Here is a 22805-nt window from a genome sequence, read left to right as displayed (position 1 = left end):
CTCCTTGTGGCGGCAAATCCGCAAGCTTCCCACCGACACGACCACCAAACCGTCGCGGCGTCAGCCGGTGCGGACTCCAGGCTCCGCCACCATCGGGCAGGGTGAGACGCGATCCGCAATCAGGAGGCGGTGCGAACCCCGCCCGCGCCACCATCACGCGCGCGTGCCGGTGCCGCGAGCCGCGCCCGTCAGTGGCGGCGCTCCCCCGGTCAGGCCCAGCGGTCGTGAAACAGCGCCATCTCCACCTCGTCGGGCTCGATGCCCCGGCGGTGCGCCTGATCCGCGGCCCAGCGCAGGTAGGCGAGCCATTCCTCCGACACCCACCCGGACTCGCGTCGCACACCGGCGTCGACGGGCAGCCGGCGCCGGACGACGCTGTCGAGGATGAGCGGTTGCCGGCCGGGTGCGCCCCGCCGGTAGCCGGCGAAGTAGAGCAGCTTGGTGAAGAACGCCGGCCCGAGCCGTGGCAGCCGCGCCTCCTCGGGGTCACGCAGGCGCTGGTAGGCGGTCGGCAGGGCGTCCTCGTCCGGAGCTGGCGCGCGCAGCCCTTCGAGCGCGTGCGCCAGGCGCTTGCCGTCCGGGTCGCCCTCCAGCGACCGCGCGGCGCGCCACGGGCCGTAGCCAATCGGGCCGTAACCCCACATGAGCACCGCGCTCAGCAACTGCCGGCGTTGCAGCTCGAAGGCGAGCCGGTGCAGCAGCGCGTCGACGTCCTCGGGCCGGTAACCCTTCCGAGCGATGGGGATCCGCAGGGCGGCGATCCGGTTCGGGGTGAGCGGGCCAGCCAGGGCGTGGCGGCTGCGGTAGACGGTCATCGCCACGGGATCCGGTTCGGCAGGTGCAGATGCTCGGCGGGTACGCCGGCGGCGAGCAGCCGCAGCCGCGCGCCGGCCAGCATCAGCGGCGGCCCGCAGACGTAGACGTGCTGGCCGGGCCGGTGGCGGTAGAGGCCGACGGACAAGGTGTCGCCCTGCTCGACCGGCTCCGCGCAGAGGTCGTGGGAGAAGGCCGGCGCGATGGTTCCCGCCAGGTAGGGGCGTCGTAGGTTGGCACGGTGCAGTCCCTCGCCGCTCATCTTCGTACCCTGACCCAGGAGCAGCTCACCAGTCTGCTGGCGAATCGTCGCGACGCGACCGTCGAGCCTGCGCCGAAGACCGTCGACCAGCTCGCCGGACGGCTGCTTCAGCCGTCGTCGATGGCGGCTGCCTGTGCGTTGCTTACCCTGCCGCAGCTCCAGGTGGGTGAGGCCGCCGCGGCGCTGGGCGGCGGGTGGACCACCGCGCGGCTGGCGACGCTGTTGGGCGTACCGGAGGGCGACGCGAACCTGGCCGCGGCGCTGCGTCGTCTCACCGAGCTCGCCCTGATCTGGCCGTACGCCGACGGCTTCGCGGCGGCACATCTGAGCCAGTTGTGGCCGCACCCGCTGGACCTCGGACCCGGCGCCGCCGAGCTGCTCGTCGCCCGGAACATGAACGAGCTGCGCAGGCTGGCGAAGGTGTACGCCATGCCCGTGACCGGTTACGGCAAGGACGAGTTGATCGTTGCGCTGGTCGGCTGGCTGGCGCGGCCGGAGAACGTGCGCCGGCTCGTGGCGCAGGCCCCCGCCGACGTTCACGCCCAGCTCGCCGCGCTCGCCTTGCGGCCGGCAGGGCCCTTGAATGTGCGAGGGATCATGTTCGGCTCGGCCGGGGTGGCGCTGCCGTGGGCCGCCGAGCGTGGTCTCGTTGTCCGCTCCGCATGGGGCGTCGAGGAGATGCCCCGCGAGGTCGCCCTCGCGCTGCGGAAGGGCTACGTCGCTGCGTTCGACCCGCAGCCGCCGACCGTGCCCACCGCCCCGGTCGAGGCGAAGGATGCAGAACGGGAGGCCGCAGCCGCCGCCTCGCAGACCCTCGCCGCAATCACCGCAGTCGCCGGAACCATCAGCGGCGGCCCGGTGCCCCTGCTCAAGACGGGCGGCCTCGGCGTACGCGAGCTCCGTCGGATCGCCAAGTCGTCCGGCCAGAAAGAGGACTGCAGCCGCCTGAGCATCGAACTGCTCGCCGCGGGCGGCCTCACCGAAGTCTCGGACACGGGTCTGGCCCTCTCGAGGGCCTATGACGAGTTCGCCGCCGCCGAACCCGCGGACCAACTGCTGGACATCGTCGACACCTGGCTGACGATGCCCGCGTGCCCGCTCGCCCCGGCCGACTCCACCGCGGTCTCCGCCCGCGTCCTCTACTGGGACGAGGGCGAAGAGATCCTTTTGACGGGTCTGCGCGCCCTGACCTTGCGCACTCTCGCCGACGTCTTACCCGAAGGTCACGCCACCGACCCCGGCGCGCTGGCCGACCGGCTGGCCTGGCAGAGCCCTGTCCTGGCCGACCAGGCCGACGAGGATCTGCACCGATATGTCACCGGCATCTGGCGGGAAGCCCACCGGCTCGGTCTGCTCGCTCACGGAACAGCGACCAGGCTCTGCCGTAGCCTGCTGACCGGTGACGCCGACGCGAGTCGTCGGCACGCACAGGCCATGCTGCCCCGCTCCCGCGACACGGTCCTGTTGCAGAACGACCTCACCGCGGTGGTGACCGGCACCCCGTCGGCCAACCTACTGGCCCTGCTGGACAGCACGGCCATGCCAGAGTCCCGCAGCGGCGCCTGGACCTGGCGTTTCTCGCCGGCCAGCATCCGTAGCGCACTCGACGCCGGAAGCACCCCGGCGGATCTGCTGGCCCGCATCACCGAGGTGGCCGAAGGCGGCCGCATGCCGCAGACACTCACCTACCTGATCAACGATGTAGCCCGCCGATACGGCCGCGTTCAGGTACGCCCAGCCGGCTGCTGCCTGTGCAGCGACGACGAAACCCTGCTCACCGAGATCCTCAACACCCGCTCGCTGCAGGCCCTGCACCTGGTCCGGCTCGCCCCGACCGTGCTCGCCAGCGCAAAATCCCAGGCCGAAACCCTGGCCGCACTGCGCGACGCCGGCCACGCCCCGGCCGGCCTCCGCCTCGACGGCAGCCCAGCGATCGAGATCCCACAACGACGCCGCGCCGATTCATCACCCGCCGAGCCGGACAGCGGTGACATGTTCCCTCTGCCACGCCTGAACGACCCGGCCGACGTCGCCCGGACTCTGCTCGGCAACCGCTGACCAGCGAGGCTCGGGACGGTCCGGCGTTCAGGCCGGACGCCGCCACCGTTCGAGGACCCGATCGATGTCGTCCCAGACCCGCTCCCGGGCCTGCTCCCGTGGCACACCGGCCATCAGCAGCTCGTCGTAGGCGGTGTCCTCGTGCCGCACGGAGGCGACCACGGCCCGGGTCACGGCGTCCGGGTCAAGCGCCCGACCGGCTGCGCTGCGCCCCACCCGGCCGCTGCCGCGGGTGCCGGTGTGTCGGCTGATCGCGGCCGCCCGCATCGGCGGGCAGCTGGGGAACAACTGGCCGATCTGTTCGGCCAGATCCTGCTGGAACCGCTCGTCCGCGGTCTCTCGCCGCTGCCGGTCCCGCTCGCGGCGGCGGGCACGGACCTCCTCGTCGGAGAGGCACTGCTGCTCCGCCTGCTCGACCGCGGCCTCCTCGACCAGCAGTCCCTGCCGCTCGTGACGCTTGCGGGAGCGGCTGAACCGCACCACCACCGCCGAGAGCCGGCTGGCCTGTTTGGCCCGACGGGTCAGCGCCGCGTCGCCGGCTGGCAGGAACACCAGGTGATCGAGGTCAGCGCAGGTGAGGCACGCCGGCCCCGGGTCCTCCATCATCAGCATGTCGGCGTCGATACGCCCGCAGCCGACGCAGGTGAACGCCTTCAGTAGCTGCACCACCACCAGGTCCGGCGGCTTGCTCTGCCGGGCAGTCAGCCGCTCCCGCTGCCGCTCCGGCAGGTCCGCCGGCGTCCAGTGAGTGCGGTACGTCAACTCCAGTGTGAGGTCGCCGGCGGCGGTGAAGCGCAGCGGCCGCCGGTCGCGGGTGGCGGCGAGGTACTCGACCTGGCTAGGGCGCAGGCCACGGCTGGCTGTCCAGCGGCGGAACACCTCCAGCGCGTCGGCGAGCCGGTCGGCCGACACCGCGGCGACCGCTTCCAGGTGCGGCGCCCGGCCCTGCCGCCAGTCCGTCACCAGCCCGAGCGGCACCCAGCCCATCCGGGTCAACACGTCGAGTGGACTCACGTAACGCTGGCGGCTCAATGCCTGCTCGGCAGCGGTCACCACCCGGCGCTCCAGCTTCGAGGCGGGCTGCATGGACGGCAGCCTACCCGTGCGACGTTCCGCCGGTCGGCAGCGCCGCCCGTGGGCAGTCTCTCAGCCGGTCCGCTGATCTGCCGTCAGACTGGGCACAGGGCTACCCCGACGGAGTGCCGGACGAGGACTTGGTGACCGTCACCGGCAGGCCCATGATCCTTCACGAGCTGATCTGCTGCACGATGGCCGCGAGCTCCCGATTGGGGCTGACATGGCGCTGGTAGAGCGGGCTACACGGTGTCGCGGCCAGCCGCACGGCGACATCGAGAAGGTTCGGCTCGGCGGCGTCGCGCCAGGTGTCGGCGAGGAAGGCGAACTCGGTCATGATGCCGACGACGCTGCGATTGGCCGTCGGCGCGATCCGCCACTGGCGCATCTGGTCGACCTCTGCGCGGACCACCAGGTCGGGCACGCCGTGGGCGGCAAGCACCGCGCCGACCTGGTCGGCGACCCGGGCCGGCATGGTGGCGGCCGGCGCGAGGGCCATGAGTACGGGCAGCAACGTGCGCTCGTTGACGAGCAGCGCGACCTGCGGTCGCCACGGGAGCATGGTGGCGTACCAGTCGCCGAGCAACGTCGTGGACCGCTCGCCGTCATGCGGGGCGGACTGGCCGATGCGTTGGCGCAGCTTCGCGGTTGCGCGCAGGATGAACATCGGCCCATCCTGCCGCCTGCAGGCGTCCGCTTCCCGGTGCCGTCTGTGTCACGCGATGGTTTACGGCACGTCGTCCCGCGTGAGTCGGTACCAGGCGTGACCATGCAGGCTGGGGACTGCAGGCGACAAACCGAGCGTCGCTGTGTTGGCCAGGTGGCTCGTGCTGGTGGGCAGCACGTCGCGGCAGCCCTTCGGCTGGCCGCCCCTGGGTAGCGATCGGCTCTGTGGACACGGTGGTTCGGGATGGAATGCGGGAGCTGTCGTAGGGTGCTGCGGTGGGTTCACTCAGCCGCCGGGCCGAGTTGGATGCGTTGGTCGGCGAGGCGACGGTCGACGCCTACGACGATGATGAGCAGTTGTCCGGACTGTTCACGATGATCGAGGACAATCTGGCGGTGCCGTTCACGACGCAGGTTCTGGGTGTTGAGGTGACGGTGCGGGGGCATGCCCGCCTGACGGACACGGTCCGTCACGCGTTCGTACGCATTAGGCCCAGGGCCAACAGCGCGGCTGGCACGGCATCGCCGTGAGCGGCGGACTCGCAGGCGGTCAGCGAGATTGATGCCGCAGTCAGCTTCCCGGTCAACGGCGAAGCCCCGGCATCAGCCGAGGCTTCGCGACGTGCACGACAAGCATGAGGGCAACGACAGAGGGGCCCCTCATGCCCCGAGCATCAACTAAGGGTCACACGTTCGCCGTCGAATTCGGCAACGAACTCAGCCTTGCCGCCAAGGGCAGCAATGTACCGGGCAACCGTGCCGACCTCAGCCTTCGGCAGCTCGGCGCTCTCGATGGCGGCGACACGCGGCTGCGAAACGTTCATGCGGTCGGCAACCTGCTGCTGAGTCAGGCCACGCTTCTCGCGCATCTCACGTAGTCGCGCTGCGCGTACCTCGCCGCGCATGCGCTCCTTGTGCTGCTCAACCTTGGCCTCGTCGAGGTTCATGCGGGAGCGGACATCCCGCCAGCTACGCGCCATCAGTCCTGTCCCTTCAGCTCTCGCAGATGGTCGGCGAACTTCTTGTCGGCTTCGAGAATGCTAGTTTCGTACCAGCCCTTCCAGTTGCCGCTCTTGTCACCCGCCACCAGCAGGATGGCTTCCCGCTGAGGGTCGAAGGCGAACAGGATACGGATCTCGGTTTCCCCTGCCGAGCCTGGCCGCAGCTCCTTCATGTTCTTGTAGTTCGAGCCCTTGACTCGGTCGACGAACGGTCGACCGAGCGCCGGGGCCCTCGGCGGCAAGCAGATCAATGGCCGCAGCGACCTGGTCAGCGGAGTCAGGGTCAGACTTGGCCAGGTCTAGCAGCCAGTCCTCGACGTCTTCGGTAAGGCTGACCTCCCACTCGCCCACACACCCACTATAGCTCACAAATAATGCCAGCGTTATAGGGACGTGGAGTGCAGGCGGAGGGCGAGAACGGACGCCAGGGACGAAACCCCCGCCTCGCGCCCGGTCATGGGGTACCGGGTGACCCCTCAGTGCCAAGGACCCGCATCGACGCCCCCGTCAACGCCGGCTCACAATCGACCAGGCTGCTCGCGGCCGCGCTCGGGGCGCGGCGGCCGTGGCGGATCCCGCTCTGGATGCTGCGGCCCATCCCCTACGCCCCAGGCCCGGCCACCAAACCCCGGCCGGCCAGTGAGGCGGGCGTCCTCGTCGAGCGCGTTGTCCTGGTTCGCCGTGGCCACGATGGGCACTGAAGGTGTGACGATTTTCCGTGGCAAGCAGAAGGGAGCCTGTGGTGGCGAGATTCGTGACGATCGGATACGGGGACCAGGAAGGCTACGACAGTACCGACGCTGCGGTACTCGACGAGGCGCACGCCCATGACAAGCGCCTGCGCGAGGCGGGGACCGTGATGGCTATTGCCGAGTCCCCCGTACAGGTGCGGAACCTCAACGGTGCCGGCATGACCGTGCAGAGCGGCTCGTTCCTGTCCTCGGCGCTGCCGGTGGCCGGATTCGCGATCATCGAGGCGGAGACGCTGGAGGAAGCCACCCGGATCGCGTCGAGGACGCCATGCGCGGTCGCGCAGGGGGTCGTCGAGGTGTGGCCGTTGCGGGAGGCACCGTAAGGCCGAGGTGGTGGTGGCCGCAGCCGCCGACCGGCGTGGGTGGGGTGCGCTCGGCTTACCTGCGCGACCCCGAGGGCAACCTGGTCGAGGTACAGACCCGGACGGCCCACTGAGGGTGCGGCCGGCACCGCCGTACCAATTTCGCCGTGCCCCGGCTCTGCTCCCGTCCGTGGCGGCATCAGTGCCTGCCTGCCGGCGCTGACGATCAGCCGGCTCGGTCGTCAGCGCAGACGCTGGTCGGTCGCTGGCTGGGCCGTCAGCCGTGGTTCCACATCCTCCGACAGCTCAGCACCACAGAGCGCGCAGACGTAGTCGTCGTCGCGGACGAGGTTACGCTCGCCGCAGTCAAGGCAGCGCCGGAAGACGACGGCTGACCCACCGAGCGCGGCGATCTGTCCGGCGAAGTCCTTGCCGTGGCGGGGCGGCTGGCCGACCTGATCGGCGCGCTACCCGACGCCGACATTCCCATCCCCGACGCGGAGTGGACCGTCGCCGAGGCGGCGGCCCACCTGGCGATGGCCAACAACTCATGGCGACGATCGCCGCCGGCCGACCGGCGACCCACGGGGATGGGACGAAGGCCGGCTGGCCGCCGCGAACGCCCAGTCGCTGAGCGAGGACGGCGAGCTCGATCCCGCCGTCCTCGCGCAGCGGATCGCCGGACAGGCTGCCGCGTTCCTCGAGGCAGCCCGGGCCCGCCCCGCTGCAGAGATCGTCGACACGCCTATGGGCCCGATGCCGCCGGGGGTGTTCGGCTGCTACCTGCTCGCGCACATGCTGAGCCACGGCAGCGCGATCGCCGCCGCCCTCCGGCAGCCGCCGATCGTCCGGCCGCGGCACGTAGAACTGATCCTGCCGTTCATCCACACCACGATGCCTCGCATCGTCCAGGCCGCCGTGCGGGCCTGAGCGCCTGCTACGAGCTACGGCTGCGCGGCGTTTCCCGGTTCTGGGTGCGCTTCACCGACGGGGTGGCCACGGTCAGCGACACGGCGCCGGGGCGGGTCGACTGCGCCATCTCGGTCGACCCGGTGTCGTTCTTCCTGTTGAGTGCGGGTCTGAGCGGCCAGCGGCCGTTGATCGCGCGCGGGAAGCTGCGAGCGTGGGGCCGTAAGCCGTGGCTGGCCTTCCGTTTCCTCAGCTTCTTTCGCCATCCCGTAGACGGCGTGACCTGACCCGAGCGGGACCGGTGATCGGTTTTCGCGGCCTGCTTCTTAGTCGCCGCTGCCAGCTGCGCGGCGCGGCTTCGGGCACCCGCCGGTTGAAGCGGGGCTCGAGGGCCAGGACCAGGGCCTCCTTCGTCGCCTCCGGGTTGTCGGTCTCCGGTGTCAGCCGGGTCGACCCATGGACTCCAGCAACTCGTGCAGCATCTCCAGCTGTGCCCATCCGTTGACGCCGATCTGACCAGAGGCGTCGACAGTGATCTCAAGTCGGTCCGGGGTGGAGTCAAAGTCGACGAGGAGATCCGGGAATTGGTCGGTCAGCAGGACGAAATCCTGGTTGGCCGAGCCGACCCAGGGCCGGACGGTATCGATCTGATCGGCGAGGAACGGTCCGGCCACGAGCAGATCTGTCTGGGTCAGCAGCCTGGCAACATCCTCGCGGCCCCCGTCTACCGCATGCCTTAGTTGCGTCAGGGTGTAGCCGGTGAAGGTCATAACCGACCGGCCGGCCTGGCGTACCCCCGCTGCGACCGTTGACAGCGGGGCGGCCTGGTCGAAGGGCTCGCCACCTAGCAGCGTGAGGCCCTCAGTGTTGGCATCGAGGATCCTGTCGATCAAGTCATCCGGTGCGGCCTTCTCTCCGCCCCGAAAGGTCCACATGTGCGGGTTGAAGCAGCCTTGGCAGCGAATCGAACAGCCCTGCACCCAAATCGCGGTGCGTTCGCCCGGCCCTTCGGCGCGGGTCGACGAGACGAACCTGGCGATCGACACCAGCGACGGGTCGGCGACGGTGCGCGGGAAGTGAGCGGCATCAGACATCGAGTACTCGGCCGTGCGGCGAATGGCCTGCCGGCGGCTGCGGCGGCGGCGTGCAGATCAGCAGGTTCCTGAGGTAGGCGAACTCGTGCGGCGCGAGGCTCGCGACCATCGCAAAATCCTCGACACTGCCAAATCCGTGTCGGTTGTGCCGTTCCGCCAGCACCCGGCTCGCGCGCTCCGCTCCGAAGCCGGGCAGCGCGGCGAGTTCCTCGAACGTCGCCGCGTTGACGTCCAAGGGCTGCGGGGCCGTGGCTGGCGACGACGGCGGAGCCGGTGGGGTCACTGGCGGCGACGGCTGCTGGGGTACGGAAGTCGCGGCGGGCCCCGCCCCGTAGTACGCCTCCGCGCTCGTCTTCAGGTCGGCGACCATGGGCGACGCGGCGGTGGGCGGGTAGGGGTTGCCGGGCCAGGTGGGAGGCGGCGCGGTGGGCTGGGCGTACCACGGAATGTGGCTAGCCCGCCAGCGCAGCCAGGCCGGGTTGATCAGGCACGCGTGCACGATGTTGGCAACCCAGCTGGCCAGGACCACTCCGGTCGCCCAGTCGCTGTGCGCACTCTGCTGGTCGGATTCGCCGTTCAGGGCGAACGCGGCCCAGCCAACCAACATGTAGACGATGCCAGGGATCCACCAGGCCGCGCGACGGGCGCGCAGCCCGACGTAGATGAGGCCGGCTCCGCCGAGGCAGCTACATCCCAGGATCGGAAGCAGTAGCCACAGGCTCTGCCGGATCCGCCAGTCACGGCTCGCCGCCGGATTCGTAGGCGCCTGATTCGTAGCGCCCGGCGCCGGGACCCACCCACCATTATGCGTGTTCGACATTGCGTTCTTCCTGGTTGCTGCTGAGCATGCGCTTGCTGTAGTCGGCGGTGTACGCGCTCTCGACGGTGCGCGCGTCGAGCAGATCTTCGAGTATGGCGATGTAGTCGAGGCAGGTGTCTCCGACTAGGCCTTTGGTCTCGGCGCTCACCAGACCCTCGCTGGTCACCGTCAGCACGATCCGCTTCTGCTCCGTCACGATGACCGCCCCTCGACCGCGAAGACCAGACGTACGCTCGCGTCCTCCGCGACAGCCTCCGACTCCAGGCGGAGTCCGGCGGCCGGGGCCCGTTCCCGAAGCCGCTCAAGTACGGCACGCTGGACCTGCCGGCCGTAGCCGGCGTCAATGGCACGAATGATGCCCACGGCCCGCTGCTCGTCGATGTCGCCCGTGAGGTGTGCCGACCAGACGCCGTCCTGCCCGCGCTGGAAGTTCGCCCGTACCCGGTCCCAGGCCGCGACGATGTCCTTGCCATCGGCCGTGACCACCGCGTTGCTCTCGCGCAGCGCCGCGGCCAGCAACGTCTCGTCCCGCATGCGAGTCTGCACCTGGCAGACGACGCGGCCCTGGCTGTCTCGGCCGGCCATCGCGCCGTGCGCGGCCGCCACGGCAGCCACGGCCATCGGCACGAGAATCAGTGAAACGCTCACCTGCCACCTCCCCTCAATGTTGTCGTTCGCATCAGAACTCGATCTCTCGGCCCCCACCGTGACTGGGTGGCAGATCGCTGGGGCGGATACCGGGCGCGGTGGCGACGTTGCTGCCCGCCGGGTCCCAGTCCTCGGCGGCCGTGGCCGCGACCGCGCGCATCTCAGCCCAGGCCCGTACGGCACTGATCCGCTCCGCCTGCGTGACACTGAGCGGCACCATGTTGACCACCGCCCGGGTCAGATCGTCCTTGCGCAGGGCGCGCCGGTCGGAGAACGCATCGAAGAGGCCGGCGACAACGGCCTGCTCGATCTCAGCGCCCGAGTACCCCTGGCTCAGCTCGGACAGCTCCTTCAGGAGCGCTCCGTCGACGGTGAGCCCGCCGGCGACCGCGGGACGGGTCAGCCGCTTGTTGATGTGGACGGCCCAGATCGACTCTCGTTCGGCGCGCGTCGGGAGATCCACGAAGAAGATCTCGTCGAAGCGCCCCTTGCGCAGTAGCTCGGGCGGCAAGTTTTCGATGTTGTTGGCGGTGGCGACGACGAACACTGGCTCTGTCTTCTCCTGCATCCAGGTCAGCAATGTCCCGAATACCCGCGAAGAGGTGCCGGAGTCACCTGCCGACCCACCGCCAGCAAAGCCCTTCTCGATTTCATCCACCCACAACAGGCAGGGCGCGCTCGCCTCGGCCGTACGAATCGCGTTGCGGAGGTTCTGCTCGCTCGATCCGACTAGCCCGGAAAACACCCGGCCGATGTCGAGCCGCAGCAGCGGCAGACCCCATGAGGCGGCTACCGCCTTAGCAGTCAATGACTTGCCGCAGCCGGGCACGCCGGTGATCAACACACCGCGGGGTGCGGGAAGACCGTACTCCGCCGCTTCTGCCAACCAGGAACCATCCCGCTTCCGCAGCCATCGCTTCAGGTTTTCCAGTCCACCAATGTCGTTGAGGCCGACTTCAACGTCGACGAACTCCAGCAGCCCGGCCTTGCGTACGATCTGCCGCTTCTCCTCGTGCACCAGGACGATGTCTTCCAAGTCGAGCACGCCGTCGTTCACCATGGCGCGGGCGAACGCGTTCTCTGCCTCCTGAAGGGTGAGCCCGAGGGCAGCCTTTGCCAGCTTCTCCCGACCCACCTCGTCCACGGCTATGCGAATGCGGCCGCTGGCGGAGTTGGCTGCGATCATCCCCTCAAGCACCGCGCGGATCTCCACCTCACTGGGGAGCGGGAAGTCGACGATCGTGACGTCCTTCTCGAGCTCGACTGGCAGTTGCAGCACGGGAGAGACAAGCACGAGAGTTCGGGCGACCATGCCGGACTTGAAAGCCGCCGCCAAGTCGCGCAACCTCCGGACCACCTCGGGATCCCGCGGCCGGTCGCCACCGCCGTGCGCCGCATGCAGGTCCTTGAAGATGAGGACGCCGGGCTCATCGATACGCATCGCCGCACTCAGGGCGTCCGCTGGGTTGGTGGTGCCCTTCCTCGCCGTACCGTCCGGTTGGATCAGCCCTTCGGTCGCCGACCACGTCCAGACGCCTCTGGGGGTGCGCACCAATGCGGCGTCGCGGGCGACGGCGGTGACCTCCGCTACGACCCGCTGCTCCTCATATGACTCGATATAGAGGATTGGAAATCGGGCTTTGAGCATCTGCGACAACGCCTCGCGAAAGGGCCTCGCCACCTCGATCTCCTCCCCCATGAGCGCCGCGAGCGGGCAGACCGTAGCAGCCTGCATGGTCTGACGTCGGAACGCATCCCCCGTTTTGCTGATCTTGTGCGCCCGGCGAGCTCCGCTGGAGGGTCGCCGACCGCTACCCCCTGAACCTCGCAAGCAGGGACCCGGGCATGGCGAGGACGTGGTGCGATTGCGGTCGTTCCCTGGTCACGTAGGTCACGGGCGCCTCGCTGTCTGTTCGGCGACCATGGCTTCGACCTCGTGTTCACTCAGGCCGCGGCGGACCAGGACCCGCGGTCCCCAGCGGTGCAGGCGGCCTTTGAAGACACCGCCTTTTCTCACCGGCGTTGCGGTCGAACAGGCCCCGAAGGTGCCACCTAAGGCAGCGCTTCTCGATCAGCCGGCTCCTGTCGTCAGCGCGAACGCTGGTCGGTCGCCGGCTGGGCAGTCAGGCGAGGTTCCACATCCTCGGGCAGCTCGGCGCCGCACAGCGCGCAGACGTAGTCGTCGTCCCGGATTAGGTTGCGCTCGCCGCAGTCGAGGCAGCGCCGGAAGACGACGGCCACGGTGAAGCCGTCAGGGCGGTCGATGCCCGCGCGGTCGAGGGCGCTCGCCACCGCCGCCCAGGAGGTGGGATCGGGGCAGTACCCGGTGGAGTGGTTGCTCACCTCGCTCACGACCCAGCCGCCCCGCTCGCCGGCGAAGGCGATCTCGCCCGCGCCGAGGACCTCCCCACCGCCGGCGCAGGCGACGTGCTCGCTGCGTCTGGGCGCGAGCCGCAAGGCCCCGGCGGTGTCGATGACGTAGGTGAAGGGCTCGTCACGGTCGCGGGGATCCGTGGCCGCGAGGTAGGTGTCGAGGTCGGCGGGTGATCGGATGGGCCAGCCCTCGGGGGCGTCCGCGACCGAGGCCCGCACGTCGGCCGGGCCGACGTAGCGGTATCGATGCCCCGCTCCTACCACAGCGCCGACCATACGCCCGCGCCGCGGCCGCTGGGGACGATCGCAGCCGAGCTGGGCGCGGCGGCCGGCCGGCTGGCCGGCCGCCGGGCCCTCGCTGGCGAAGTGGGTGCTGCCGGCCTACCGCTCCCCCACCCGGTACGTGACCAGGTTCGGGTCGGCCTTGAGCTGCCGCTCGGTGTACTTGATGGTGTCCCAGCCCTTGCCTGAGTACAGCCGGGTCTGGTCGGCGTACCAGGGTGAGTTCGGGTTGGCCGACTGGGAGTAGGTGAGGATCTGCCGGCCCGACGGCCCGTTTCGGCCCAGCTCGACGGCCATCACGAACGACGAGCCGTGCTGCACCTTCGAGTAGCCGACGCCGGGCTGCAGCACCCCGATGATCATGTTGAAGACGCCGGCTTCCGCGCGGCCGCCGTGGATCGGGATGCGCTCGGTGCCGCGCGGCTCGGTTTGGATGTCGCCGAGGCGCGCGTCGAGCGGGATGCCGTCCAGCTTGCGGACGGCATTGGCGAGGGCGGTGCGTACCCTCGGGTCGTCGACGGCGAGCCGGCTCGGCGTGGTGAGCGGGGCGGCCGGGTCGAACGCGTCAGCGAAGCGCAGGCCGCCGGCCAGGGCGAACTCGGTGAACAGGTGCGCGCCCCGGCTGTCGAGGTTGACCTTCAGGTCCCAGCCGCGCAGGGTGGCGCAGGCGGCGGCCAGGTCGACGGTGGTGCCGTCGGAGGCGGTGGCGGTCGGCTGCGCCTCGCAGACCCGGACCAGGTCGTCGCGGACCAGTTCACCCCCGTACGCCCGGTTGCCGAACGTCACGTCCCACAGCTTGCCGGTGGTGAAGCCCTTGCCGGGGAGCCCGTCGGTGCCCGCGATCCGCTGCTGCACCTGGTGCACGCCGAGCCGGGTCCGCAGGCTCCGCGGGGTGCGCTCGTCCCCGATGATGCGCGGGTAACCCTCCAGTGGGCGGGCCGGGTTGGCCAGCCAGTAGCTGTCGTTGGAGTTGGTCACGTAGTCGCCGCGGACCAGCGCGGGCAGGTTGCCCGGGCCGAGGATGCCGGGCACCGCAGCGTCCGGGTCCCGGCCCAGCTCACAGGCGGAGCGGGAGCCGTCGAGGACGGCCTGGCCGCTGCCGGCGTACAGGGGCTGGAAGGGCGCCGGGATACAGGCGGCCGCGAGGGAGCCGGTGACCCGGGGCACGACAGAGTGGTCGGCATAGAGGGCATTGCCGTCGCGGTCGGCGGCGATGACGTTGACCCAGGGCAAAAACTGCCGCCGGTCCAACACCGCCCGCAGCTCACCCACCGACTTCGCCCGTCCCATGGCGAGCCAGCCGTCGAGCGCCCGGTTGTTGGCGGCGTTGACGTCGGTGATCGCGTACGCGGCCTGCGCCGTCCAGTCGAAGGTGCCCGGCACCACGACGACCGGGCCGAAGTGGGTGTCGTAGAAGGTACGGGCAACTGGGCCGCTCGGGGTCTGGACGGTGACCGTGCGGGAAGTCATCTTCCGGGGCTTGCCGTCGTAGAGGTAGCTGGTCGGGTCGCCGGGCACCAGCGTGAGCCGGTGCCAGACGAACCGGCGGGCGGTGGAAACGGTGTGCGACCAGGCGATCCGGCCGTTGTGGCCGATCTCGACGATCGGGTCGCCGACCAGGGCCGCGCCCTCGACGTCGTACCGGCCGGGCACCTTGAGGTGCATCCGGTAGAAGCGCTCGCCGCCGTCCCAGGGGAAGTGCGGGTTCGCGAGCAGCATGCCGGCGCCGCTGGCGGTGGCGTCGCGGCCCAGACCGTACGCGTTGCTGCCCACCCCGGCCGGCGCGCCGTCGCGGGCGGCGACGACGGCTTCGGCCTGCGGGGCGCTCGCGGTTCCGCCGGCACCGGGCGGCGCGGCGGCGACGATGCCGTCGGCGAGCGCGCCGGAGCTGGCCCGGATCATCCGCGTCCAGTTCGCCCGCCACATGTCCAGCTCGGTGATCGGGCGTACCCAGTCCTTCCCCTTGCAGGCCGGGTCGGTGATCTTGTTCTTGGCGCTGCGGAGGTAGGCGTTGTAGCCGGCGACGAAGCCGCGGATCTGGTCGCGTACCTCGTTGGAGGGTGCGTGGATGCCGTCGCGCGGGCCGGCCAGCAAGCGCTCGGCGGCCCGGTCGTCGATGGCCTTCTGGTGGAAGAGGTCGCTGGTGACGTTGCTGGCTTGCGGGCCGAACCAGCGGGACCGTTCGGCCCGGACGGTCACCATCTGCTCCGCGATCAGGCAGATGTTGTCCTCAGCCTGGGCGTAGCCGACGCCGTAGCCGAGACTGGCGAAGTCGTGGGCGGTGATGTGCGGTACGCCGTACGAGGCGCGCTGGATCAGGGCGGAGTAGCCGGGACCCTGAGCGACGGCGGTGCCGCCGTTGATGGTGAGGCCGGCGGCGACCAGGACGGTGGCCGTCGCCGCGGCGGCAAGTGGGCGTGCCCTCATCGGGCGCTCTGGTGGTGGCGTGGACGGATCATTGGACGTCCTCCCCGAGTAGTGACTGTCCAGGTCCGACCGACGCTAGTAGTGAAAGTTGCTCAAGTCACCTGTCGATCACCGCTGAGGACGCACGGGTCGGCGGTCGTGGTACGTCCGCGTCAACGCGGTACGGTCACCTGCTGCTCCGGGGTCGGCTTGCCAGCGCCCGGGAAGTGCACCTCGGTGTCGAAGGCGAGCACGCCGTAGTAACCGCCCGAGGTGTATCCGGAAAATCGGATCGTGTAGGCGTCGCCGCCCGTCGTCGGGGTGACCGCGTGCGGCACCAGCCGGCCGCAGGACGCCGTGTGCCCGGGCCCGTTCCCGCTCGGTGAGGTGGCGGTGAGGGAGTAGTCCTGCTCGCCGGCGTGGATGACCCGGCAGGTGATGGTCAGGCTGACCGGCTCACGGGAGTCCGGGAGCCATCGGCCGCCGTCGAGGAAGAAGGGCTCGACGAAGACGTACGGGTTGAGGTAGTAGCCGCCCGTGTCGTTCTTACGCAGCCGTTGGGTGCAGAAGCGGAAATTCCCCTTCGTCTTGCCGCTGCGCGAGACGTACACCTGCTGGCCGAGCTGGAGGGCGCAGGTCTGCGACAGCAGCGTGTAGCCGCGGGGGAACTCCGGGGCCAGAGTGGCCCGGGCGGCCGGGGCCGGCGGCGGGGCTGCTGCCGAGGCGCCCTGCGCTGCCGCCGCTGGGCGCGGTTTCGGCTTGGGGGAGGCGCTCGCGGACAGGTTGCTCGGCGTTGGTGTCGCCGCGGCACTCCTCGTGGCCGCAGCGGCGCTCCCCGTCGCTGCGGCGGTGGGTGCCGGGACGTCCCAGACGGCGCCGCCGGCTTCGGTGGCACCCGGTCGCGCGCAGCCCGCAACGCCGGTGGTGAGCAGCAGCAACGTCAGCGCGCCGCGACGGACGAGCGGCGAGCGCCGCCGGATCGGCGCGCTCACCGCTGCAGCACCGCGGCTGCGTAGCCGTCCGGGTAGAACTGCCAGTAGTCGCGGTACCGGACCGTGAAGGTGGTGGTGCCGCGGGGCAGCGCGTAGGTGAGGGTGTACCTGCCGCTGGCGTCCATCTTGCCGCGCCAGAACTCCCGCTCGGCCCCGCCGTTGGTCGACGCGGTGATCCACCAGTAGTTGTCGTCGCCGATCGGCGAGCTCCAGGTCACGGTGAGCTGCGCGGTGCCCTTGTCCTTGCCGGTCCCGACCTGGGCGGTGACAGCGAGGTCGGTGACCGGGGGCTTCGGCGGGTGCGCCGGTCCGAAGGAGTGCAGCAGCTGCGTTTCCTGGTAGGGGTCGGTCGAGCTGACCGCCCAGGCCCGGGTGCCGGCCTGGTTGACCAGCAGCGTGCCCTCCCAGAGGCTGTCGCCGTTGCGGAAGTCGACGGCGTACGTCGGGACCGTGCTGCCCTTGGCATAGAGGTAGACGTCGGCGTCACCGGTGGCGGTCGAGGCGCGGCCGATGGCGACGGTGGAGCCATCCCCGGACCAGGCGGCGTCCTGCGGGTACACCCCACTGGGATAGACGGTGGCGTCGGCGAGGTCCGGCAGCCGGTAGGAGTGATGCTCGTACGGGTGGCCGACCGTCTCCACCACCTCGGTGCCGTCCGGGCTCACGGCGTAGTCGATGAGGTTGCTGCCGGTGTTGTCCCGTCGGGCGACGATCCTCGGGCTGTCGCCGGAGACGTCGATGACGTACGTGGTGACGGGCGAGTATCCGGTGTCGCCGGCGACGAGGAGGCCGGGTGCGCCGGGGCTGGCGTCGATGATCGGGTGGTAGTTGGGGCCGCCGGTGTAGACCACCGGCGGGGTGCCGGGCGCGGACCAGATCAGCAGACCGCCGGAGCCGATGCCGGCGTCGATGAACCCGCCGACGACCTTCTCGCCGGTCGGTTCGACGGTGTACAAGTGGGCGCCGGGGGGTGCGGGGTAGCTGGCGACCATGGTGAGGGTGGCGGCGTCCAACGCGATGATCCGGTTGAAGCCCTGGGCCGCGTACAGGATGCGCCCGTCGTCGCTGAGGACGAGGTCGGAAATGTCAGCGACGGCGGTGACCCGGGACAGCAGCCGGCCGTCGAGGTCGGTCACCACCAGCGGCAGCGCGCCACCGACCCCTTGGGCGATGTAGAGGCGGCCGCGCGCCTCGTCGAGCTCGATCGCCCGGAGGTCGTCCACCGGCAGCTGGGTGCCGACGCTCTTCAGCGGGGCCGTCTCGGCGGCGGCCGGCGCTGCTCTCAGTAGCTCCCCGGCGCTGAGCCCGATCGCCGTGAACATCCCGGACGCCAGCAGTTGACGACGCCGCATGACACCTCCCCGTGTCGGCCAGCCGCCGTACCGACGGCCAGGCAAAACCCTAGTACCGGGCTCGCGGGGTTTGGAAGCAGCGCGATGACGTGATCTGGCGAAAGGACCAGGGCACCTGTCGCCGGTCTGCCGGCGGGTGCCCTGCCGGATCGCACTCCACCGGACTGGCGTCACGGCTCGTGACTGAGCTGCCCGGAAATCGGGGTTGACTCGGCGGGTGTTCCCGGGGCGTACTCGATATATGCACCCGCACCGCCGGCTGGCGCGGTCGGCCAGAAAGAGGCCGCAGGCACTCTCAGGACGGGGTGCCGGCTGTTGCTCGCGCTGGCGTTGGGGGGCGTCGAGAGATGGGAGGTCCCACATGAAGGATCACTCGTCGGCAAGTTGAGCTGCACCATTGTGGCGCTTGTCGAGCGCTGCCGGTGGCGAGCGTTGCGACCGCTTGTGGCTCGGCTTGGCCGCCCCGTGTCCGCTCGTTGACCTCAGCCTGCAGTGCGGGTTGTGGCGGCACCTGCTGCCCGGCTGCTTGCCCCTGCGCGGGGCCTGGATTGTTCGTTGGCTCGATCACAGTGAGGTATTGGCCGACCTCTGCACGCACAAGGGGTGCGCCGGGCCGGGCAACCCCCGGCAGGGGTTGCGCCCGCCCGCGAACTGGCCCTGTGTGGTAGGCGCGACCTAGACGGCATCCCCGTCGCCCTTGAATCCCTACAAACGAAGCTGGAGCACGAACATGACCTCGACCTTCACCAATACAGATAGGCTGGCGGCTGCCTTCTCGGTTCGCCGGCCCAGGGTGACGCCATTCGAGGCTCTACCCGGACGACGTGTCGACAGGTGGTGGGCCGTTGGCACCACTTGAGCAGCGGCCGTCTGACCTGCCCAACGAGATGCGGTCGGGGCGGGAGCGGCTGGAGAACCGCATCCAGGTGCTGATCATGCTGTTGATCGGCGGCGCGGCCGGCGCAGCCTCTTTCCGTCACGTCCATGACGTCGCGGCGGCGCACGGCCAGCCGGGCTGGCTCGCCTGGGCCGACGCGGTGGTCCTGGAACTGGCCTCGATCGCCGCCGGTCTGGAACTGCGCCGCAACCGGCGCCTGGGAAAGAGCGTCGCGTTCCCGGCGACCGTGCTGACAGTGGCGGTGTTCCTGTCCTTGTCGGCCCAGGTCGTGGAGGCGGAAGCGTCGGTGATCGGCTGGGTCGCCGCCGCGTTGCCGGCGCTCGGCTTCCTGACGATGGTGAAGATCGCCCTCGGCCGTGCCGACCCCGCCCCAGCCGAGCAGACTGCCCGGCCGATGTGGACCGAGCCAGGACCGCCGCTGATCGTGGACGCCGCGGTCCCGGACACCCGCGAGCCGGTCCCCGGACCGCCGCTGCCGGTCCCCACGCCCACTGTCCCGGTCCGGGACTGCACCACCGCGGTTGCGGCTACCGCGGACCAGGACCCGGCGGTCCGGGACGGCCGCGACAGCGGCCCGCCGGTCCGGGACCGGGGTCCGGAGATCACCGCGCTGGTCCCGGCCGCCCGGACCGCCGCCCACACGCTCGCCACCCACGGGACACCGCTGTCCCGCAAGGAACTCGCCCGACAACTTCGCGCGGACGGGCATCACCTGTCCAACGCCACCGCCTCGGCACTCGTGCGCGTCCTCCGCGCCGAGGCCGTCGCACCGGCCCCGGCCTCGCCGGACCTGTCACGTCAGGCGGCCGCGTGAGGGAACCACTATCGGCGACTTTTGTCAGATCAGCCCACCCCTGTCAGACCAGCGCCTGTCGGGAAGCCCGCTTCCTGACAGAACCTGACCCGACCTGTCAGAGCGAACACCGCCCCGCCCGGCCCGGCACAGCAGCCAGTGCACCTACGGCCCCTTCACCCGCGTCCCGATCCTCAGAAGGAGCGACGAGCATGTTGACCCAGGTCAACGGCCCCCAGCCGCGCCACCAGCGCTGTCACCGGCCCGCATCACACGCCCGCTCACACCACGGTCACAGCGGTGTGACCGGCCGTGCCGGTGTCGGTGTCGATGCCCGTTTTACCGTCGGCCTTGATACTGACCCCCAAGCCGACCCCCCGTACTCGCTGACAGCCCAGGTCAGGCCCGCTCTCGCCGAGCCCGGGCGGTTCCAGACACACCCTCATGTGTGGGGTGTCCCCCCAGGGGCCGCTCATGCGTAAACCGCTACCGGCACCGGATCCGTTGCTGCGCCTGCAGGCCAGCGTCACCGCCCGTGACGACCGTCTCCTCGGCTGGCTCTACGACCACGGGCTGCTGACCACCGACCAGATCGCCGCTGCCCTGTTCCCGTCCCTCGATTTCGCTCAGCGCCGGCTACGCCGCCTCACCGTTCTTCGCGCGGTGGACCGGTTCCGACCCAACAAACCCGACGGTGGCTCCTACCCGTACCACTACGTCCTGGACCAGCTCGGCTACAGCCACGTCCGCGCCCAACGCGGCCTCGGGCCACCACGCCGGGACCAGGCCCGCCGCCGCAAGCAATCCCTCACGTCGCGCCCGGACCTGCCCCATCTGCTCGGCGGCAACCAGGTCTTCATCGACCTCGCCTGCCACGCCCGCACCCACCCCAACAGCCGCCTGGACCGTTGGCAGCCCGCGTCCGCCTTCCACGACCCGGGCGTGTTGTACCGCAGAGGCGGGGACCCGCAGATCATGGTCCACGGTCCGAGCGGCCTGCCCCGCCCGGACGGTGCCGGGGTGTGGACCGAGCAGGACCGTTCGGTGCCGTTCTTCCTCGAATACGACACCGGCCGTGAACGCCTCGACATCCTCACCGAGAAGATCGCCAAGTACGAACGCTTGTTCGCGATGAGCACCTGGGCATGGCCGGTCCTGTTCCACCTACCGTCGGCGCGACGTGAGGCGAACCTGCACCACCGCCTCGCCGGCCGCACGCCACGGGCGTTCATCGCCACCACCACCGCCGACCTACGCGCCGCCATCGGCGCGAGCCCCGCCGAGCAGGTGTGGCACCTGGTTGGTCTCGGCGTCGGCCGTCGCCGCCTCATCGACCTGCCCTACCTCGACACCCGCCACGACCCGGAGTTCCCTACCCGCACCGCGGCCGGGCCGCACGGGCGAGCATCCTGATGGCCTTGACGGTGTGAGCAGCCCGGTTGACCGGGCTGCTCACACCGTCTATTCCGTGCCGGCGGATGCGGTGGGGCGGGAAGCCGGGCGGGCTCCTGCGACCAAGCGGCGAGCCAGCCGTGAGATCACCGAGCTTGATATGTCTGCTGCTCCGACTGCCACGCCCGTAGCGCACACTTGATGCGCTGGTTCTCCGCCCGCACGTCGCCCCGCTCGCGAGTACGCCGCTGCAGCTCGAAGGCAAGGCGGTCCAGCAGGGCATCGATTTCGTCGACCTGGTAGCCGCGCCGCCCTCGTCGGGTCAACGGCAACGGCAGCGTGGCGATCCGATCCGGGGTGAGCGGGCCGCGCAGGGCGTGCCGGCTGCGGTAGACCGTCACCGCCACGGAATCCCTTCCGGCAGGTGGATCCGCCCGGCGGGCACGCCGGCGGCGAGCAGCCGCAACCGCGCGCCGGCCAGCATCAGCGGCGGACCGCAGACGTACACCTGCTGCTCACCACGCAGGTGGTCGAGGGCGACCGTCAGCGCGACACCCCGCTCCCCCGGCTCAGCGAGCGGATCATGGGAGAACGACGGCACGACGGTCAGCCAGTCATGCGCCTGCTGAAGCTTGTCGGGGGCGCATGCCGTGACCCGAACGTGCCATAGAACGACGTACCTAAACACCGCCTGATACTTCGGCGAATTGCGATCTAAGGAGGGCCTACCGGGGAGGCAGGGGGTGCCGCTTCGGCACCTGCCGGTTGAAGCGGGGCTTTAGGGCCAGGACGAGGGCTTCCTTACGTACCCTCCGGGTTGTCGGTCTCCTGCCAGCGGACCTCGCACCGGCCCAGCCAGCCGTCGATATCCTGCCTTATCGCTCCTTCGGTTGGCGTGTCGAGGCGCTGGCCGACCTGCTCGTGCAGCACGGACGAGCCCCGGTTGCCGGTCAGGTGCTGCCGGACGCGGTTGCGCAGGTTCCCGGTCCAGCCGACGTAGACGACCGTGCCCGGTCGAGGACCACGTGCACGCCGGGCGAGGTGGGAGCGTCGGCGGCGGCTTTCATCGTGTACGGCTGGGGAGGCGTGAAGCCGGTCAGGAGATCTTCGGCGTCGAGCATTCCCGGACGGTACCGACATCAGCTCTCCCCCGCCGTCCCACACGATCCGGAGTGCCCGTCGCGGAGCCGGCACCGCAGGCCGCCATCGAGTCGGGTGTCGCACCAGACCCGGTGGCGGAGGTGCTGTGCGTCCTCCTCGCTGAGGGTGGTCTCGCCGAAGTCGAGGGCGGTGACGTGGCCGAGGGAGTCGCGCAGTGCGGCGGCCAGGTCGGTGGCGACGTCCTGGCTGGTCAGCGTGGTGGGCAGGTGGATGATCCAGCGGGGTGCGGTCATCGTTGCCACCGATTGTTTGGTGACCGGTCGGGGTCGGTGAAGCGGCAGCCGGTGTGGCGGGACTGCCACTGGCGTAGGGCCTGGCGGATCCGTTCCGCCTCGGTGTTGGCGGTGGTCAGCTCGCGGTGGAGGCGGTCGAGTTCGTCGGCGAGCTGGTTGAGGTAGGCGTGGACCTGGTCGGGATCGAGGCCGCGCCAGCGCGTGTCGAAGGCAGCGACCCGGATTTGGTGCGGGTACAGACGTTCCCCGGTCACGTAGATCATGACTGCGTCGCCGTCTGTTCGGCGACCAGGGACTCAATTTGGCGCTCGCTCAGGCCGCGGCGGATCAGGACTCGGCGGCCCCAGCGGTGGAGGCGGCATGGGTGCGGGTCGCGGTCGTTTCGGCAGCGTGGGCCACTTGGCCGGTGTTCGGCGGCGTGCACGGCGACGGCCTTGACGGCGAAGGTGACGTCTTCGGTGGTGATATAGGGCGGTAGGGGTAGTTCGCCGCGGATGTTGTCGATCGAGTCCATGACCCTCCCT

28 protein-coding genes and 1 pseudogene are annotated in these 22805 nt (G+C 70.3%); 8 read left to right on the top strand and 21 right to left on the bottom strand.

The annotated features are described in order from the left end of the window. Positions 1-209: 209 nt before the first annotated feature. Complete coding sequence (locus tag AB0F68_RS27225; RefSeq protein WP_357343285.1) at positions 210-815, bottom strand: hypothetical protein; 606 nt, start codon at positions 813-815, stop codon at positions 210-212. Then, positions 812-1075, bottom strand: a complete 264-nt coding sequence (locus AB0F68_RS27220; RefSeq protein ID WP_357343283.1) for a hypothetical protein — start codon at positions 1073-1075, stop codon at positions 812-814. The genes AB0F68_RS27225 and AB0F68_RS27220 overlap by 4 nt, the downstream gene beginning before the upstream one ends. Here AB0F68_RS27220 and AB0F68_RS27215 point away from each other — a divergent pair. Further along, the gene (locus tag AB0F68_RS27215) at positions 1055-3133 is read left to right on the top strand and encodes a helicase-associated domain-containing protein (RefSeq protein ID WP_357343281.1); all 2079 of its coding nucleotides are present in this window, start codon (positions 1055-1057) and stop codon (positions 3131-3133) included. The genes AB0F68_RS27220 and AB0F68_RS27215 overlap by 21 nt on opposite strands. A 27-nt stretch (positions 3134-3160) precedes the next feature. Here AB0F68_RS27215 and AB0F68_RS27210 read toward each other — a convergent pair whose 3' ends face one another. Continuing rightward, a complete protein-coding gene (locus AB0F68_RS27210; protein ID WP_357343279.1) occupies positions 3161-4219 on the bottom strand; it encodes a DUF2293 domain-containing protein in 1059 nt (352 codons plus the stop codon). A gap of 160 nt (positions 4220-4379) precedes the next feature. Next, positions 4380-4874 carry a hypothetical protein gene (locus AB0F68_RS27205; RefSeq protein ID WP_357343277.1) on the bottom strand — a complete coding sequence of 165 codons (495 nt, stop codon included), beginning with the start codon at positions 4872-4874 and terminating at the stop codon, positions 4380-4382. 275 nt (positions 4875-5149) lie between these two features. Between AB0F68_RS27205 and AB0F68_RS27200 the strand changes: the two genes are divergently transcribed. Then, positions 5150-5404: a hypothetical protein gene (locus tag AB0F68_RS27200; RefSeq protein ID WP_357343276.1), complete on the top strand. Its 255-nt coding sequence runs from the start codon at positions 5150-5152 to the stop codon at positions 5402-5404. Between the two features lie 143 nt (positions 5405-5547). Here the strand turns inward: AB0F68_RS27200 and AB0F68_RS27195 are convergent, their stop codons facing one another. Next, complete coding sequence (locus AB0F68_RS27195; RefSeq protein WP_357343274.1) at positions 5548-5820, bottom strand: helix-turn-helix domain-containing protein; 273 nt, start codon at positions 5818-5820, stop codon at positions 5548-5550. A gap of 32 nt (positions 5821-5852) precedes the next feature. Then, positions 5853-6047 carry a type II toxin-antitoxin system RelE/ParE family toxin gene (locus AB0F68_RS27190; protein ID WP_357343272.1) on the bottom strand — a complete coding sequence of 65 codons (195 nt, stop codon included), beginning with the start codon at positions 6045-6047 and terminating at the stop codon, positions 5853-5855. 569 nt (positions 6048-6616) lie between these two features. On the opposite strand from AB0F68_RS27190, the gene AB0F68_RS27185 reads away from it, so the two are divergent. From AB0F68_RS27185 to AB0F68_RS27170, 4 genes and pseudogenes are all read left to right on the top strand, one after another. After that, complete coding sequence (locus AB0F68_RS27185) at positions 6617-6949, top strand: YciI family protein (protein ID WP_357343270.1); 333 nt, start codon at positions 6617-6619, stop codon at positions 6947-6949. Positions 6950-7362: 413 nt separating this feature from the next. Continuing rightward, positions 7363-7590, top strand: a pseudogene (locus AB0F68_RS27180) (maleylpyruvate isomerase N-terminal domain-containing protein); the annotation flags it as partial. Between the two features lie 85 nt (positions 7591-7675). Further along, positions 7676-7858: a hypothetical protein gene (locus AB0F68_RS27175; RefSeq protein WP_357343339.1), complete on the top strand. Its 183-nt coding sequence runs from the start codon at positions 7676-7678 to the stop codon at positions 7856-7858. Continuing rightward, entirely contained in the window at positions 7855-8124 is a 270-nt protein-coding gene (locus AB0F68_RS27170) for an SCP2 sterol-binding domain-containing protein (RefSeq protein ID WP_357343338.1), read from the top strand. Before AB0F68_RS27175 ends, AB0F68_RS27170 begins: the two co-directional genes overlap by 4 nt. Positions 8125-8277: 153 nt before the next feature. Here AB0F68_RS27170 and AB0F68_RS27165 read toward each other — a convergent pair whose 3' ends face one another. The 9 genes from AB0F68_RS27165 to AB0F68_RS27125 all read right to left on the bottom strand — a co-directional run bounded on the left by AB0F68_RS27165 (position 8278) and on the right by AB0F68_RS27125 (position 17804). Beyond that, positions 8278-8931, bottom strand: coding sequence for a 4Fe-4S single cluster domain-containing protein (locus AB0F68_RS27165; protein WP_357343268.1), 654 nt, complete (start codon positions 8929-8931; stop codon positions 8278-8280). Then, complete coding sequence (locus tag AB0F68_RS27160; protein ID WP_357343266.1) at positions 8924-9751, bottom strand: helix-hairpin-helix domain-containing protein; 828 nt, start codon at positions 9749-9751, stop codon at positions 8924-8926. The genes AB0F68_RS27165 and AB0F68_RS27160 overlap by 8 nt, the downstream gene beginning before the upstream one ends. Further along, positions 9735-9947, bottom strand: a complete 213-nt coding sequence (locus tag AB0F68_RS27155) for a DUF2997 domain-containing protein (RefSeq protein ID WP_357343264.1) — start codon at positions 9945-9947, stop codon at positions 9735-9737. Before AB0F68_RS27155 ends, AB0F68_RS27160 begins: the two co-directional genes overlap by 17 nt. Beyond that, the gene (locus tag AB0F68_RS27150; RefSeq protein WP_357343262.1) at positions 9944-10399 is read right to left on the bottom strand and encodes a hypothetical protein; all 456 of its coding nucleotides are present in this window, start codon (positions 10397-10399) and stop codon (positions 9944-9946) included. Before AB0F68_RS27150 ends, AB0F68_RS27155 begins: the two co-directional genes overlap by 4 nt. 31 nt (positions 10400-10430) lie before the next feature. Beyond that, on the bottom strand, positions 10431-12134 hold the full coding sequence (locus AB0F68_RS27145) for an AAA family ATPase (RefSeq protein WP_357343260.1): 1704 nt from the start codon (positions 12132-12134) through the stop codon (positions 10431-10433). A gap of 353 nt (positions 12135-12487) precedes the next feature. Continuing rightward, positions 12488-13036, bottom strand: coding sequence for a hypothetical protein (locus AB0F68_RS27140; protein WP_357343258.1), 549 nt, complete (start codon positions 13034-13036; stop codon positions 12488-12490). A gap of 117 nt (positions 13037-13153) precedes the next feature. Further along, positions 13154-15481, bottom strand: coding sequence for an acylase (locus AB0F68_RS27135; protein WP_357343256.1), 2328 nt, complete (start codon positions 15479-15481; stop codon positions 13154-13156). Between the two features lie 152 nt (positions 15482-15633). Beyond that, entirely contained in the window at positions 15634-16452 is an 819-nt protein-coding gene (locus AB0F68_RS27130) for a hypothetical protein (RefSeq protein WP_357343254.1), read from the bottom strand. Then, entirely contained in the window at positions 16449-17804 is a 1356-nt protein-coding gene (locus tag AB0F68_RS27125; protein WP_357343252.1) for a hypothetical protein, read from the bottom strand. Before AB0F68_RS27125 ends, AB0F68_RS27130 begins: the two co-directional genes overlap by 4 nt. A gap of 845 nt (positions 17805-18649) precedes the next feature. On the opposite strand from AB0F68_RS27125, the gene AB0F68_RS27120 reads away from it, so the two are divergent. Next, positions 18650-19516, top strand: coding sequence for a DUF2637 domain-containing protein (locus tag AB0F68_RS27120; RefSeq protein WP_357343250.1), 867 nt, complete (start codon positions 18650-18652; stop codon positions 19514-19516). A 453-nt stretch (positions 19517-19969) separates the two neighbouring features. Beyond that, positions 19970-20908: a replication-relaxation family protein gene (locus tag AB0F68_RS27115; RefSeq protein ID WP_357343248.1), complete on the top strand. Its 939-nt coding sequence runs from the start codon at positions 19970-19972 to the stop codon at positions 20906-20908. A gap of 125 nt (positions 20909-21033) precedes the next feature. On the opposite strand, the gene AB0F68_RS27110 is transcribed toward AB0F68_RS27115, so the two are convergent. The 6 genes from AB0F68_RS27110 to AB0F68_RS27085 form a co-directional block, all read right to left on the bottom strand. Continuing rightward, positions 21034-21288: a hypothetical protein gene (locus tag AB0F68_RS27110; RefSeq protein ID WP_357343246.1), complete on the bottom strand. Its 255-nt coding sequence runs from the start codon at positions 21286-21288 to the stop codon at positions 21034-21036. Next, positions 21285-21575, bottom strand: a complete 291-nt coding sequence (locus AB0F68_RS27105) for a hypothetical protein (RefSeq protein WP_357343244.1) — start codon at positions 21573-21575, stop codon at positions 21285-21287. Before AB0F68_RS27105 ends, AB0F68_RS27110 begins: the two co-directional genes overlap by 4 nt. Positions 21576-21837: 262 nt before the next feature. Continuing rightward, positions 21838-22008 carry a hypothetical protein gene (locus tag AB0F68_RS27100; RefSeq protein ID WP_357343242.1) on the bottom strand — a complete coding sequence of 57 codons (171 nt, stop codon included), beginning with the start codon at positions 22006-22008 and terminating at the stop codon, positions 21838-21840. An 18-nt stretch (positions 22009-22026) separates the two neighbouring features. Continuing rightward, a complete protein-coding gene (locus AB0F68_RS27095; RefSeq protein WP_357343240.1) occupies positions 22027-22281 on the bottom strand; it encodes a hypothetical protein in 255 nt (84 codons plus the stop codon). Beyond that, positions 22278-22544: a DivIVA domain-containing protein gene (locus AB0F68_RS27090; RefSeq protein WP_357343238.1), complete on the bottom strand. Its 267-nt coding sequence runs from the start codon at positions 22542-22544 to the stop codon at positions 22278-22280. The genes AB0F68_RS27095 and AB0F68_RS27090 overlap by 4 nt, the downstream gene beginning before the upstream one ends. Next, positions 22541-22795: a hypothetical protein gene (locus AB0F68_RS27085; protein WP_357343236.1), complete on the bottom strand. Its 255-nt coding sequence runs from the start codon at positions 22793-22795 to the stop codon at positions 22541-22543. The genes AB0F68_RS27090 and AB0F68_RS27085 overlap by 4 nt, the downstream gene beginning before the upstream one ends. Between the last annotated feature and the right edge of the window lie 10 nt (positions 22796-22805).

The sequence above is a fragment of the Micromonospora sp. NPDC023966 genome, from assembly GCF_040639095.1.
Taxonomy (GTDB): domain Bacteria; phylum Actinomycetota; class Actinomycetes; order Mycobacteriales; family Micromonosporaceae; genus Micromonospora.
This window is presented reverse-complemented; position numbering and strand designations above follow the sequence as displayed.